Source organism: Xanthomonas hortorum pv. pelargonii (genome assembly GCF_024499015.1).
GTDB classification, from domain to species: domain Bacteria; phylum Pseudomonadota; class Gammaproteobacteria; order Xanthomonadales; family Xanthomonadaceae; genus Xanthomonas; species Xanthomonas hortorum_B.
Window position 1 is genome coordinate 3,433,351 of sequence record NZ_CP098604.1, and the last position, 14,456, is coordinate 3,447,806.

At 64.9% G+C, this 14,456-nt stretch carries 13 protein-coding genes; all 13 read left to right on the plus strand.

Annotation, left to right across the window (positions count from 1 at the left end; all coding sequences use genetic code 11):
- Positions 1-158 precede the first annotated feature (158 nt).
- The 13 genes from NDY25_RS14965 to NDY25_RS15025 all read left to right on the plus strand — a co-directional run bounded on the left by NDY25_RS14965 (position 159) and on the right by NDY25_RS15025 (position 14,412).
- Positions 159-977, plus strand: a complete 819-nt coding sequence (locus tag NDY25_RS14965; RefSeq protein ID WP_168959432.1) for a type II secretion system protein N — start codon at positions 159-161, stop codon at positions 975-977.
- Positions 974-3,052 carry a type II secretion system secretin GspD gene (gene gspD / locus NDY25_RS14970; protein WP_256627544.1) on the plus strand — a complete coding sequence of 693 codons (2,079 nt, stop codon included), beginning with the start codon at positions 974-976 and terminating at the stop codon, positions 3,050-3,052. The genes NDY25_RS14965 and gspD overlap by 4 nt, the downstream gene beginning before the upstream one ends.
- 4 nt (positions 3,053-3,056) lie before the next feature.
- Entirely contained in the window at positions 3,057-4,544 is a 1,488-nt protein-coding gene (gene gspE / locus NDY25_RS14975) for a type II secretion system ATPase GspE (protein WP_233366593.1), read from the plus strand.
- Positions 4,531-5,727 (plus strand): type II secretion system inner membrane protein GspF, encoded by a 1,197-nt coding sequence (gene gspF / locus NDY25_RS14980; protein WP_168959435.1) that lies wholly within the window; start codon positions 4,531-4,533, stop codon positions 5,725-5,727. Before gspE ends, gspF begins: the two co-directional genes overlap by 14 nt.
- Positions 5,728-5,755: 28 nt before the next feature.
- Positions 5,756-6,220 carry a type II secretion system major pseudopilin GspG gene (gspG, locus tag NDY25_RS14985; protein ID WP_168959436.1) on the plus strand — a complete coding sequence of 155 codons (465 nt, stop codon included), beginning with the start codon at positions 5,756-5,758 and terminating at the stop codon, positions 6,218-6,220.
- 66 nt (positions 6,221-6,286) lie between these two features.
- On the plus strand, positions 6,287-6,730 hold the full coding sequence (locus tag NDY25_RS14990; RefSeq protein WP_168959454.1) for a GspH/FimT family pseudopilin: 444 nt from the start codon (positions 6,287-6,289) through the stop codon (positions 6,728-6,730).
- Positions 6,714-7,094, plus strand: coding sequence for a type II secretion system minor pseudopilin GspI (gspI, locus tag NDY25_RS14995; protein WP_168959437.1), 381 nt, complete (start codon positions 6,714-6,716; stop codon positions 7,092-7,094). The genes NDY25_RS14990 and gspI overlap by 17 nt, the downstream gene beginning before the upstream one ends.
- Positions 7,091-7,714: a type II secretion system minor pseudopilin GspJ gene (gene gspJ / locus NDY25_RS15000; RefSeq protein WP_168959438.1), complete on the plus strand. Its 624-nt coding sequence runs from the start codon at positions 7,091-7,093 to the stop codon at positions 7,712-7,714. Before gspI ends, gspJ begins: the two co-directional genes overlap by 4 nt.
- Positions 7,711-8,703 (plus strand): type II secretion system minor pseudopilin GspK, encoded by a 993-nt coding sequence (gene gspK, locus NDY25_RS15005; protein WP_168959439.1) that lies wholly within the window; start codon positions 7,711-7,713, stop codon positions 8,701-8,703. Before gspJ ends, gspK begins: the two co-directional genes overlap by 4 nt.
- Positions 8,700-9,788 carry a type II secretion system protein GspL gene (gene gspL / locus NDY25_RS15010; protein WP_168959440.1) on the plus strand — a complete coding sequence of 363 codons (1,089 nt, stop codon included), beginning with the start codon at positions 8,700-8,702 and terminating at the stop codon, positions 9,786-9,788. Before gspK ends, gspL begins: the two co-directional genes overlap by 4 nt.
- Positions 9,785-10,261, plus strand: coding sequence for a type II secretion system protein M (gene gspM / locus NDY25_RS15015; protein WP_168959441.1), 477 nt, complete (start codon positions 9,785-9,787; stop codon positions 10,259-10,261). Before gspL ends, gspM begins: the two co-directional genes overlap by 4 nt.
- A 32-nt stretch (positions 10,262-10,293) precedes the next feature.
- Positions 10,294-10,977 (plus strand): type II secretion system protein N, encoded by a 684-nt coding sequence (gspN, locus tag NDY25_RS15020; protein ID WP_168959455.1) that lies wholly within the window; start codon positions 10,294-10,296, stop codon positions 10,975-10,977.
- 726 nt (positions 10,978-11,703) lie between these two features.
- Positions 11,704-14,412 carry a TonB-dependent receptor gene (locus NDY25_RS15025; RefSeq protein ID WP_168959442.1) on the plus strand — a complete coding sequence of 903 codons (2,709 nt, stop codon included), beginning with the start codon at positions 11,704-11,706 and terminating at the stop codon, positions 14,410-14,412.
- Positions 14,413-14,456: the final 44 nt, after the last annotated feature.

Here is a 14,456-nt window from a genome sequence, read left to right on the forward strand (position 1 = left end):
CCAATATCTGTTGCGGTAATCGCAAACGCCCGCTGTGCAACGCATGGCGGGCGTTTTGCGTTCGATGGTGTCGCGCCGTGTGTCGGCGTGTGTCATTGGTTTCTTCGAACTGACACATTGCTGCCGCATTCTGTCATCCGACCGCAATCCTGAGACGGATGTCCGCTTTGCAGCGCGTTTTGCCCTCCTTGAAACCCTTGATGACGCTGCGTGGTGTTCGCACCGCGTTGGCCTGCGTGCTGCTTGCGGTGTTGGCGCTGCAGTGCGCGCGCCTGCTGTGGATCTTGATCACACCGATCGGGCCGTTGGGCACTGCCCAGGTTGCCACGGCCACCGGCGCGGACCTGCCCGCATTGCGCCGCGATGTGTTCTATCGCAGCGTGCCCGAGAGCAGCAGCGATGGCATCGTGTTGCATGGCGTGCGCGCAGGCGGCACGCAAGCCGCCGCGTTTTTGAGCAGTGGCGACGGCAAGCAAGGCGCCTATCGCATCGGCGATGTCGTGGTGCGTGGCGTGACGCTGCAAGCGATCGCGAGCGATCACGTGTTGCTGCGTGCAAGCAATGGCGTGCGGCGTCTGGCGTTGGTGGAATCCACGGCATCGGCTTCGTCGACCACATCGCCGGCAACGAACGCGACAGTGCCGACAAGCGCCGCAGCTGCCGTGATGTCGAATGTCGGCACAGTCACCGGCACCGCCGCAGCAACGGCCGTCGACCCGCAACAACTGCTGACGACCGCCGGCTTGCGTGCAAGTACGGATGGCAGCGGCTTTACCGTGATGCCGCGCGGCGATGGCGCACTGCTGCGCCAGGCCGGCCTGGCACCGGGCGATGTGCTGACTCAAATCAATGGCCGCACGCTCGATGCCGAACACCTGCGCGAGCTGCAGGACGAACTGCGCGATGGCCAGGCGGCCACGCTGACCTACCGCCGCGACGGCCAGACCCACACCATGACCTTGAAGCGCCCGCAATGACTGCTGTTCGCCCTATATGGCTGCTTTCAGCCACGTTGTTGCTTGCACCGCCGGCGGTGCCGATGGTGTCGCTGCATGCCGCCGATGCGCCGGCCGTGCGTTTACAAGATGTGGACCTGCGTGCCTTCATCCAGGATGTGTCGCGTGCCACCGGCATCACCTTCATCTTGGACACGCGCGTGCAGGGCACCGTCAATGTGGCGCGTGCGCAGGCGATGTCGGAAGAGGATCTGCTCGGCATGCTGTTGGCGGTGTTGCGTGCCAATGGCTTGATCGCGGTGTCCAGCGGTCCTTCGACCTATCGCATCATTCCCGACGACACCGCAGCGCAACAGCCCGGCAGCGCGGCCAACGGCAACCTGGGCTTTGCCACGCAGGTGTTCACCCTGCAGCGCGTGGATGCGCGCAGCGCTGCTGAGATTCTCAAGCCCTTGATCGGGCGCGGCGGCGTGATCATGGCGATGCCGCAAGGCAATAGCCTGCTGATTGCCGACTACGCCGACAATCTGCGCCGCGTGCGCGGCCTGGTCGCACAGATCGACACCGACCGCGCGGCGATCGATACGGTGACCTTGCGTAATAGCTCGGCGCAGGAACTGGCGCGCACGCTGACCTCGCTGTTCGGGCAGGCGGGCGAGCGCAGCAATGTGCTGTCGGTGTTGCCGGTGGAAAGCAGCAACTCCCTGATCGTGCGCGGCGACCCGGCACTGGTGCAGCGGGTGGTGCGCACTGCGGTGGATCTGGACGGGCGCGCAGAGCGCCGCGGCGATGTCAGCGTGGTGCGTCTGCAACACGCCAGCGCCGAGCAATTGCTGCCCGTGTTGCAGCAGTTGGTCGGGCAGACGCCAGGCAATGACGCGCAGCCTGGGCAGGATGCGCGCCCGACTGCCGTGGATGTGGCGGCCGCTGCCGGCGGTGCACAGACGCAGGTGATTGCACCGGCTGCCGGCAAGCGCCCGGTGATCGTGCGGTATCCCGGTTCCAATGCCTTGATCATCAACGCCGACCCGGAAACCCAGCGCGCCTTGATGGATGTGATCCGGCAGCTGGACGTGCATCGCGAGCAGGTCCTGGTCGAAGCGATCGTGGTGGAGATCTCCGATAACGCCGCCAAGCGCCTGGGTGTGCAGCTGTTGCTGGCAGGCCGCAATGGCACGGTGCCGTTGATCGCCACGCAATACAGCGGTGCAGCGCCGGGCATCGTGCCGCTGGCCGCTGCGGCTGCCGGCACGCGCAGCAATAACGGTGAAGAAGATTCGGTGTTGGAACAGGCGCGCAATGTGGCCGCGCAATCGTTGCTGGGGTTGAGCGGTGGATTGATCGGCCTGGCCGGGCAGAGCAACGATGCGGTGTTCGGCATGATCATCGATGCGGTCAAGAGCGACACCGGCTCCAACCTGTTGTCCACACCGTCGATCATGACGCTGGACAACGAGCAGGCGCGTATTCTGGTGGGCCAGGAAGTGCCGATCACCACCGGCGAAGTGCTGGGCACCGCCAACGTCAATCCGTTCCGCACCATCCAGCGCCAGGATGTGGGCGTGCAGCTGGAAGTGCGCCCGCAGATCAATACCGCGGGCGGCATCACGCTGGCGATCAAGCAGGAGGTCTCGGCGATCGCCGGGCCGGTCAGCGCGCAATCCTCGGAGCTGGTATTCAACAAGCGCCAGATCGAAACCCGCGTGGTGGTGGAAAACGGCGCCATCGTCGCGCTCGGTGGACTGCTCGATCAGAACGACCGCCAGACGGTGGAGAAGGTGCCGCTGCTGGGCGATGTGCCCGGTCTGGGCGCGCTGTTCCGGCATAAATCGCGCAATCGCGACAAGACCAATCTGATGGTGTTCATTCGCCCGACCATCATCCGCGATGCGGCCGATGCGCAGCGCATGACCGCACCGCGCTACAACTATCTGCGCGATCGCCAGTTGGCCGATGGCGACCCGGAAGCCGCGCTCGATGCACTGGTGCGCGACTATCTGCGTGCACAGCCGCCGCAGTTGCCGGCCGGGCCATCGTCGGTGGCGCCAGCACCAGCACCCACGCCTGCGCCCAGCGCACGCCCCGTGCAGCGCTGATGCCATGAGCAGTGCGCGCGCCAGCATTTCGTATGCGTTCGCCAAGCGCCACGGCGTGGTGCTGCTCGGCAGCGACACTGTTGCGCAGATCGGCCTGCGCGAAGGCGGCGATGTGCAGGCCCTGATCGAGCTGCGGCGTGCGCTCGGTGTGCCATTGCAGGTACGCACCTTGGCGCCGTCGGTCTTCGACCGGCATGTGTCGGAGATCTACGCCGATGCTGGCATGGAGCAGGGCGTGCAGGTGGAGGCGCTGGATCTGCACGGCAGCCTGGATTCGTTGATCGACGATATCCCCACCGCCGATCTGCTCGACAGCCAGGACGATGCGCCGATCATCCGCCTGATCAACGGCATCATCGCCGAGGCTGCACGCCTGGGCGCCTCGGACGTGCATCTGGAATCCTACGAATCGCGCTTGCGCGTGCGGCTGCGCGTGGATGGCGTGATGCGCGAAGCGGCGACCTTGCCCGGACGCATCGCCCCGCTGCTGGTGTCGCGCGTCAAGGTGATGGCACGCCTGGATATCGCCGAAAAACGCATTCCGCAAGATGGCCGCGTGTCGTTGGTGATGGGCGCCAAAGCGTTGGATGTACGTGTCTCCACGCTGCCTACGCGCAGCAGCGAGCGCGTGGTGCTACGAATCCTGGACAAGGAGCAGGGCACGCTGTCGTTGGCGCAGTTGGGCATGCCGCCGGCGGTGATGCACACCGTGCAGCGCGCCTTGCAGGTGCCCAACGGCATCGTGCTGGTCACCGGCCCGACCGGTTCGGGCAAGACCACCACGTTGTATGCGGCGCTGAGCTTGCTCAACGATGGCTCGCGCAACATCCTCACGGTGGAGGACCCGGTGGAATACGCCATCGACGGTGTCGGCCAGACCCAGGTCAACGCACGTGTCGGCATGACGTTCGCGGCCGGCTTGCGCGCGATCCTGCGGCAGGATCCGGACGTGGTGATGATCGGCGAGATCCGCGACACCGAGACCGCGCAGATTGCGGTGCAGGCCAGCTTGACCGGCCACCTGGTGCTGTCCACCGTGCACACCAACGATGCGGTGGGCGCGGTCACGCGCCTGCGCGATATGGGCATCGAACCGTTCCTGCTCGCATCGAGCCTGCGGTTGATTCTGGCGCAGCGGTTGGTACGGCGCCTGTGCACGCAGTGCCGCGCACCGCGCCCGCTGGATGCCAGTACGCGCCAGATGTTGGATGCCACGGACGCGGCAACGACCTACACCGCAGTGGGTTGCCCGGTCTGCCATCACAGCGGTTATGCCGGGCGCGTGGGCATTTACGAAGCCATCGCGGTGGACGATGCAATGCGGCGCCTGATCGGCGACAACGCCGACGAAGATGCCCTGGCCGCGGTGGCCTTCGCACGCGCACCGCGCCTGGGCGATGCCGCGCGCGCTGCGGTGCTGCAAGGTCTCACCACGCTGGAAGAAGCGCTGCGCGTCACCCGCCAGCAGGACGATGCGCATGCCACGGTTTGATTACACCGTGCTCGATCTGCACGGGCACAGCCGCCAGGGCGTGATCACTGCCGACAACGCGCACAGTGCGCGTGCGCAACTGGAACAGCGGCAGTGGGTACCGGTGCGCGTGGAGGCGGCGGTAGCGACCAGCAGCGTGCGCCCGGCGCGTTTCAGCGGCAAGGATCTGGTGTTGTTCACCCGCCAGCTCGCCACACTGGTGGAGACCGCGCCGCTGGAAGAAGCGCTGCGCACCATCGGCACGCAGTCCGAACGCCGCGGCGTGCGCCGGGTGACCAGCCAGACGCATGGGTTGGTGGTCGAAGGCTTCCGTCTGTCCGATGCGATGACACGCCAGGGCAATGCGTTTCCGCCGCTGTATCGCGCGATGGTGGCCGCGGGCGAAAGCGCCGGTGCGTTGCCGCAGGTGCTGGAGCGGTTGGCGGATCTGTTGGAGCGGCAGGCGCAGGTGCGCAGCAAGTTGCAGTCTGCACTGGTCTACCCGGCCGCGCTGGCGTTGACCGCGGGTGCGGTGGTGATCGTGCTGATGACCTTCGTGGTGCCCAAGGTGGTGGACCAGTTCGATTCGATGGGGCGTGCGTTGCCGTTGCTGACGCGCATGGTGATTGGCGTGTCGAACTTTCTGTTGCATGCAGGCATTCCGTTGCTGATTGCGTTGGTCATTGCGGTGATCGCGGCGCTGCGGTTGCTCAAGCGCCCGGAGCTGCGCCTGGCGGCCGACCGCGCGCTGCTGCGTGCGCCCTTGCTCGGCAGGTTGATCCGCGATCTGCACGCCGCACGCATGGCGCGCACCCTGGCGATCATGGTCAACAGCGGGCTGCCGTTGATGGAAGGCTTGATGATCGCTGCGCGCACCGTCGACAACCGCGCGTTGCGGCTGGCCACCGACAACATGGTCACCGCGATCCGCGAGGGCGGCAGCCTGGCAGCGGCGATGAAGCGGGCGGGCGTGTTTCCACCGACGCTGTTGTACATGGCCTCCAGCGGCGAAAACAGCGGGCGCCTGGCGCCGATGCTGGAACGTGCCGCCGATTATCTGGAGCGCGAATTCGAGTCGTTCACCACCGCGGCGATGAGCTTGCTGGAGCCGGCCATCATCGTGCTGCTGGGCGGCGTGGTGGCGGTGATCGTGCTGTCGATCCTGCTGCCCATCCTGCAATTCAACACCCTCGCGCTTGGTTGAGCGCAGCCGCTTATCCTTGGAGATCCTCATGCAGTCCATCCATCCTCGCGTACGCATCGGCTCGCTCACATCGTGCAGGCGCATGCGCGGCTTCACCCTGGTCGAGTTGATGGTGGTGATCGTCATCATCGGCCTGCTCGCCACGGTGGTGATGATCAACGTGATGCCCAGCCAGGACCGCGCGATGGTCGAAAAAGCGCGTGCCGACGTGGCGGTGCTGGAGCAGGCGCTGGAAACCTATCGCCTGGACAACCTCGGCTACCCGAGCACCGAACAAGGTTTGCAGGCACTGCTCAACGCGCCGAGCGGATTGACCCGGCCGGAGCGCTATCGCCAGGGTGGCTACATCCGCCGCCTGCCGGAGGATCCGTGGGGGCATGCGTATCAGTACCGTCGCCCGGGCCGCAGCGGCGGCTTCGATGTGTATTCGTTCGGCGCCGATGGCGTGGAAGGCGGCGACGCCCATAATGCCGATATCGGCAACTGGCGCTGAGTTGCCGAAATGTCTGGGCAACCGACCATCGTTAAGCACGTGCCCGCACGCGCGCCGCGCGCGGGCATGCGTGGCTTCACCTTGCTCGAACTGCTCGCGGTGCTGGTGATCACCGCACTCGCCAGCACCTTGGTGGTGATGACCTTGCCCGATACACGGCGCGATCTGCACGACCAGGCCGACGCGTTGGCCAGCGCCCTGCTGCACGCACGCGACGAGGCGATCCTGAGCCTGCGCATGGTCGAGGTGACTGTCGATGCGGGTGGATATGCATTCCGACGTCAGGTGCAGCAGCGTTGGGTGCCACTGGATGAAAAACCTTTCGTTGCCATGCGTTGGCCGGATGGCGTGCAGACCGCATTGCCGGTTGGCGGCACCCAAGTGAGCGTGCGTTTCGATCCTACCGGTGCGGCCACGCCGCAACGCATCGCGCTGGCTGACGGTCAACAGCAGGTGCAGGTCCTGGTGGATGCAGCCGGCGTGGTGCGGGTCGATGCGCCACAACGCTAATCGCCATGACAGCGCTGGATTTTCGCTGCTCGAACTGATGGTCGCGCTGGCGATCTTCGGTATGGCCGTGGTTGGCTTGCTGAATTTGTCCGGCGAAAGCACGCGCACTGCGGTGGTGCTGGAAGAGCGTGCGTTGGCTGCGGTGGTTGCAGAGAATCAGGCAATCGAAGCGATGCTCGCGCCCACCCCTGCAGCACTGGCACCGGCGAATGGGCAAGAGGCACTGGGCGGACGCACATGGGACTGGCAGCGAAAGTCGATGCCGGCCGGCGGCGCAGGCATTGTGCGGATCGAGGTGCAGGTGCGGGCCGCAGCGCAGGCGCAGGAAATCGCCAGTCTCAGCGTCTTGCGGAGCGCCGAATGATCCGCGCACGTCGTGCCGCAGTGTGTACCCGTGACAGTGCCGGCTTCACCTTGATCGAGTTGCTGGTTGCACTGGCGGTGTTCGCACTGGTGGCAGTCGCGGCAGTGGTGGTGATGCGGCAGAGCATCGATCAGCGCGATGCGGTACGTGCGCGCCTGCAGCAGATTCGTGAGTTTCAACTTGCGCATGGTCTGCTGCGCAGCGATCTGCAGCAGGCCGCTGTGCGGCGCACGCGCAACAGCGAGGGCGGCGCAGCACGTGAAGCGTTCATCGCAAGCCAGCCGGGTGTGTCTGGGCCCTTGTTCGGGTTTGTGCGGCGCGGCTGGAGCAATCCGGATCAGGCGCCGCGTGCGTCGTTGCAATACGTGGAGTACCGCGTGGTCGATGGACGCCTGGAGCGCAGTGCACGCCCCGCGCTCGATGGTGCAGTTGCCGGCACGCCGCAGGTGGTGCTGCGTGGCGTGCGCTCGGCGGTGGTGGGGTTTCACTATCGCGCGCAATGGAGCGATGGCTGGAGCGGCGGGCTCGAGGCACTGCCGGATGCGATCTCGCTGGAGCTGGACCTGGAGCAATGGGGCCGCGTGCGTCAGCTGTTCGTGCTGCCGGAGGGACGCGGATGAAGGCCTTGAACGCAGGTACGCAGCAACGCGGCGTGGCACTGCTGACGGTGTTGTTGCTGGTCGCAGTGATGACGCTGCTGATGGTGGCGGTGCTGGACGATCTGCGCTTCGGTCTGCGTCGTAGCGGCAATGGCGAGGCGATGACGCAGGCGCAGTGGTACGCGCTGGGCACCGAAACCATTGCGCGGCAACGTCTGCAGGCATTGGCCAGGCGCGACCCGATGCGCACAACGCTGGAGGGCGGCTGGAACGATCAACCGATCACCTTCCCGCTGGACGACGGCGCGGTGAGCGTGCGTCTGCGCGATCGCGGCGGCTGTTTCAATCTCAACAGTGTGGTCGCCGGTGCTCCCGAGCAATGGCAACGCAACGACGACGGTACACGCCAATACATCGCGTTGCTGCAGGTGCTCGGCATCGCGCCGCAACAGGCGCAGGCCTTGAGCGATGCGCTGGTGGACTGGATCGACAGCGACAGCCAGCCCGGTGCGCAGGGCGCCGAAGACGATCGCTACCTGCAATCGGCAGTGCCGTTGCGCACCGGGGCGACCTTGCTGGCCGGCGTCAGCGAACTGCGCGCCATCGCCGGCTATACGCCGCAGGTGATCGCGCAATTGCGGCCGTATCTGTGTGCATTGCCGGAGGGGCGCTTGTCGCCGATCAATATCAATACGCTCAGCCTGGAAGATGCGCCGGTGTTGGTGGCGCTCACCGAAGGCGCGTTGGAGCTGCCAGCTGCGCGACGCGTCATTGCCGCGCGGCCGGCCGGAGGATGGCGCGACGCCAAGACGTTCCTGAGCCAGTCTGCGCTGATACAGGCCGAGCCTTCCAACGCCGTATTGGAACAATTCGCACTACGCACCAGCTATTTCTCCCTCTACAGCCAGGTCGACCATGCCGGCGCGCAGGTCATGCTGGATGCCTTGTTGCAGCAAGATCCTGCGGGGCGTGTGCGGCTGGTGGCACGCCAATGGAGTTCCGACGAATGAGTACCACCTTGCTGTTGCTGACCACCGATGCCACTGCGCAAGCCATTGCCGTGCGCGTCGATGCGCACGGCCAGGTGCTGTCGCAACGCGCAGCCAGCGCGCCGTTTGAAGCGTCTACACGCTGCGTGCTGGTGGTGCCGGGCGTGGACGTGCAGTTGCGCTGGCTGACATTGCCGGGCCGCAGCACCGCGCAATCGATAGCCGCCGCACGCCTGCAACTGGTCGAGCATCTGGCCGTGGAGACGCAGACCTTGCATGTGGTGATCGCCGAGAGTGCCGAAGCCGATGGCACGCGCCTGGTGGCTGCGGTGGAGAGCGCGGTGATGCAGCAGTGGTTGGCGCGCGCAGCGCAGCTAGGCGTCACCCCCGATGCCGTAGTGCCCGATTGCCTGCTGCTGGAGCCCGGTGCCGACGGTGCGGCGGCAGTGATGGACTGGGATGGCCGTTGGCTGATCCGTGCCGCAGGCCTGGCCTGCAGCCTGGAGCCCGAGGTTGCACGCATGCTGCTGGGCGAGCGCGCACCGGTACAGCCGCCAACGACCGATCCTGCGCTTGCGATTGCCTGCTTTGCGCGATGCGCCACACGCACACCGATCAATCTGCGTCAGCACGCATTCGCTGCAAAGCCGGACACTGCGCAGATGGTCACGCCGCGTCGTCTTGCGGCATTGGCCGCGCTGGTGTTGCTGTCGCCACTACTTCTGTTGCTGGCGCAGACACTACGCTACGAGATCGGTGCGCGCATGCTGCAGTCGCGCGCCGCCGCGCAGTTGGGCGTGCACGACGCAGCGGCGGTGCCTGCAGCGCTGCAGGCACGTCGGCATGCGGGTGCGGCGGTCGATACCCTGGCGGTGCAGCTCGGCACCTTGTTCGCCGCAGTCGATGCCATTCCCGCTGCCGAACTGGATCAGCTTGACTATCAATCCGCACAGCCGTTGCGGGCCACACTGCTGCATACCGATGCCGCCAGCGTGCAGCAACTTTCCGCGCGGCTGGCAGAGGCAGGATGGAAAGTGCAACCAGGCACCAGCCAGAGCGAGGACGATCGTCTGCGCACGCCATTCGTGCTGGAGCCAGTGCAATGAGTGCAGGTCTGCAACGCGGGATGCAGTGGTGGCAGACGCGTGCGCCGCGCGAGCGGGTGATGCTGGGCGTGATGTGCGCCGCAGTGGCCGCGTTCATCGGTTGGTATGCGCTTTACCTGCCACTGCGGCACTGGCGTGTACAGGCGCAGGCGCGTTACGCAGATGCGGCGCAGCTGGTACTGGATGCATCCGCGCAGACGTCGGCAACCAAGCGTCCCACCGCAGCGGGCACAGCTGGGCTGGCCGAGATCATCGCAAGCAGTGCACGCGATGCCGGTGTCGGCATCACCTCGCAACAGCGCAGCGCTTCGGGCCGGTTGGAGGTGCAGATCGATGCGGTGAGCGCCACCACCTTGTTCGCCTGGCTGGAACGGCTGCGGCAAGCGCATGGCCTGGCACCGACGCAGCTGAGCATCGTGCGCGACCAGGGCCAACTGCGGGTACGCTGCGGATTTGCGGAGCCCGCACCGTGACGCGCACGCGTTGGATTTTGGTATTTGCACTGATGTTATTGGTCGCGTTGCTGGCATGGCTGCCACTGCGCCTGGTACTGCCACGCGAGGGGCTGCCGTTTTCGGTGCTGGACGTGGAAGGGCCGGTGTGGGCCGGCACGTTGCGGCAGGTGCAATGGCAGGGCATCGCATTCGGCGATGTCGCGGTGCGGCCGCGCGTCTGGCCGTTGTTGCGTGGCGAGCGGCAGGTGTACCTGCAGACCACGCAGCTGCAAGTGCTGCTGGTGGATGGCACGCAACACGGCATTCGCGATGCGCAGGGGCAGTTGTTGGTACGCCAGCCTGCGGGGATGACCTTGATCGATCTGGCATTGGAACTGCAGCAGGTCGATCTGCTATTCGATGCCACCCGCTGCGTGCACGCACGCGGGCGGGTCAGCCTGCAACTGCTGCCGAGTGGGGCGGGCGAGCTGACGGGTTTGCCGCCGCTGCGGTTATCCGGGCAACCGGTGTGCGTGGACGACACGGCGGTGCTGACACTGCTGCCGGACGCCGCGCTGCCTGCAGGTGTGCAGGCCAACGCGCAGCTGCAACTGTGGCGCGACGGACGCTGGCAGCTGCAGTCGCGCGTCGATCCCGGTCAGGACGCGGTGCTGGGCGTGGGCCTGCAACTGCTGGGCTTTACCGCCACGCCGGAGCGCATGTCGTTGCGCATCGATCAGGGGCAATTGCGCTGAGCGCTGCTTGGCGGGCTGCGCGCCAGGTAGGCTGTCTTCTGCACCATTAGCGTGCATGCGTGATGGCCTGTGTCTTCGTCCAGGCCGACTTGACGGCGCGCACAGCTAGCCTGCTGACAACGTTGTCGGCGTAGCGCCGCCTGTAGTCATTGCTGCAGTCAGCTGGTTGCGTTGGTGAGACATCGACGCCGCTTTCGACACGCAGGAACGCCTGAATATCGACTGTGACGCAGCTTCCAGCGAATGCGATGCGTCTGGCACATTTCGCCTGGAACAAAATTGGTCTGGTAATGGCGAATTGGTCATTGACTGGTCCTGTGACAACGATACCCGGGATGCACCCGAATGATCCTGAGCGCACCCATAAAAACCCTTGAATAAAGGATATGGCTCCAGTCACGAGTAGCGATCAAACACTTTCGACAGTGACTGTTGACAGAATCTTTTAAAGACCATAAGAATCAAATTCACTGAATTGGTATTTGCCAGTCAGGGCCGTTGATCAGCAATGGCACGCGATGTCCGTCCTGGGAGGGAGGCGGCATCGGCACCCACGGGGGGCCGTACGGGGTGCGTCTCAAACAACAGATCGCAGGCGGTTCCGGATGTCCGGGACTGGGGGCCTGTGCGCGTGTGGGTGGGTTGCCCAACGCCGGGATCTGTCATCGCTGACCGATCGGAATGCCAGTCGCGTCGTCGTCCAGCCATTCCACCTCAGGATCTCCCATGTCACCTGTCTCGCGTGCCTCGTTGCGTTGTTGTTCGCCTTCCTCGCTATCCATCGCCATCGCGCTGTCGCTGCTTGCCTGCGGCGCCAGCGCGCAGGCGCAGGAGTCGCCGCCTGCAGACGCTGCGCAGATTTCCCAGCTCGATACGGTCAAGGTCACCAGTTCGTACCAGAAGAGCCTGATCACCGCGATGGACAACAAGCGCGACGACGTGCGCATGACCGACGGCATTTCGGCGCAGGACATCGGCAAGTTCCCCGCCGAAAACATCGCCGAGGCGATCCAGCGCATTCCCGGTGTGCAGATTTCCACCATCAACGGGCGCGGTTCCACCATCAGCGTGCGTGGCCTGGGCCCGCAGTATTCGGCCACCACCATCAACGGCCAGGTGATCAAGAGCGCTGATTTCACCGATGGTTTCCGTTACGACATCATCCAGCCGGAAGTGGCTGCCGGTATCGAGGTGATCAAGTCGCCGTCGGCCGACATGGATGCCGGCGGGTTGTCCGGCACGGTCAACATCAACACCACCAAACCGCTGGACTACAAGCAGACCAAGCTGCTGTTTTCGGCCAAGGCGCAATACGCCGAATTTGCCGGCGGTGCGCCCACGCCCAAGGGCGTGCTGACCTATATCGACCAGTTTAAATTCGGCGGTGGCGATCTGGGCGTGTTCCTCAGCGCCGGTTATCAGAAGCTCAAGGATCGCGCCGATTATCTGTGGATCGACCGCTGGTATACGCAGCAAACCGACGCCGGCACCTTGTACATTCCACGCCGCCCGCGCTACCGCTCGATCGAGCGCGAAACCACCCGCAAGATGTTCAACGGCGGGCTGCAGTGGAAGCCCAGCGATCAGCTGGAAATGAACCTCACCGCGCTGTATTCGCAGGACAAGACCGCCAACGACATGAACCAGTTGGTGTATTCGTTCGAGCGCAGCCCGCTGACCGTACTGCAGACCAACGGGCTCACTGCCACGCAGGTGTCGGCGTCCGACTACTGGCTGGAAAACAACCGCCAGATCGAACAGCACGATCTGTCTACGCGGCTACTGACCTACGACTTCAAGTGGAAGGGCGATGCCTGGACCTTGAGTGGCGCGGCCAATTACACCGAAGGCAAGACCGATGAAAACGAGCGCGCGGCGATCCTGGGCCGCAAGCCGACCTCGACGCTGCTGGACACCTCGAATTCGGATGCGATTTCGCTGATCACCGATGCCGACGCCACCGATGCCAGCGCCTGGGACAAGGCCAATCTGGTGCGTAGCGAATATCCCAATGGCGGCATCCAGTCGCTCAGCAACAAGGAATGGTCGTTGCAACTGGATGCCGAGCGGTATCTGGACCTGGGCGCGTTGAACGCAGTGCGCTTCGGTGCCAAATACCGGCGCGAAACCTTCGACCGCGATGTGCGCAGGCGCGATTTTCTGTATTTGCTCAGGACTGGTGCCGTGTCGGGCTTCGACATGTTCCCGGAACTGTCGGCCGCCAACAGCACGGTGAGCAACTTCCTCGACGGACAACTCGCCTCGCAGGACAGCTGGGTGACCCCGGACATTGCGGCCTACGCGCGCTCGCTGGCGGCTGCCGGTATCAGCGTGCCGGTGCTGTTCGCCCCGCAAAGCAGCTACAGCATCGAGAACGACATTTCATCGGCCTATGCGATGGCGCGCATCGATACCGACATCGGCAGCATGCGTCTGCGCGGCAACGTCGGCATGCGTTACGAAAACACCAAGCGCACCACCGACACCTACCTCACCCAGGCGCAGGCAGCCAGCGACGACGCCAACGTGGTGATCGGCACCGCGCGTGCGCCGTACGACTATTCCAACTGGTTGCCCAGCCTGAATCTGGTGCTGGACATGCGCGAAGACCTGCTGCTGCGCTTTGCCGCCGCCAAGGTGCTGGTGCGGCCGATCCTGGACAGCAACACCGCCATCGCTTCGACCATTTCCACCGGCACCAATACCGGCGGCACCACCACGTTCATCGTCACCCAGGGCCAGACCGATCTGAAGGCATTGACCGCCGACCAGGCCGACCTGAGCCTGGAGTGGTATTACGGCAACGGTGGCGCGCTGACCGTTGCCGGCTTCTGGAAGAACATCAAGAACGGCACCTTCAATAGCATCGTCTGCCCGGGCGCGTTCAACGGCACCGCACTGTCCAGCAATGCGGCCGGCGACTGCGTGGACGGCGTCGGCAACATCTACGAGATCACCGCCACCACCAACGATCCGAGCAAGGTCAAGATCCGTGGTTACGAGCTGGGTTGGACACAATCGCTGGATGCCTGGCTGCCGATCGATGGCTTCGGCGTGACCTCCAACTTCACCCGCGTGATTCCGCAGCGCGATACGGCATTCCAGATCCGCAATCTGTCCGAGCAGACCTGGAACGCCACCGCATACTGGGAAAGCCAGCATTATTCGGCACGCGTCTCGCTCAACCATCGCAGCGAATACGAGCAGGACAGCAGCGACAGCTTCTTCGCGCGCGAAGGCCACACCATGAAGGCGCGCACGCAGCTGGATGCGGTGCTCGGGTATCAGGTCAACGACAAGCTCAGCTTCCAGCTGGGCGGTTTGAACCTCACCAACCGCACCGAAGAGGCCTACAAGGACATCACCAGCCGTTGGCAGATGACTGGGGTCACCGGTCGCAGCTACTACCTGTCGATGCAGTGGGACATGCTTTGATGGCGGGGAGGGCGCGCAGCGCCAGTGTGCACGGCTGCGTGCTA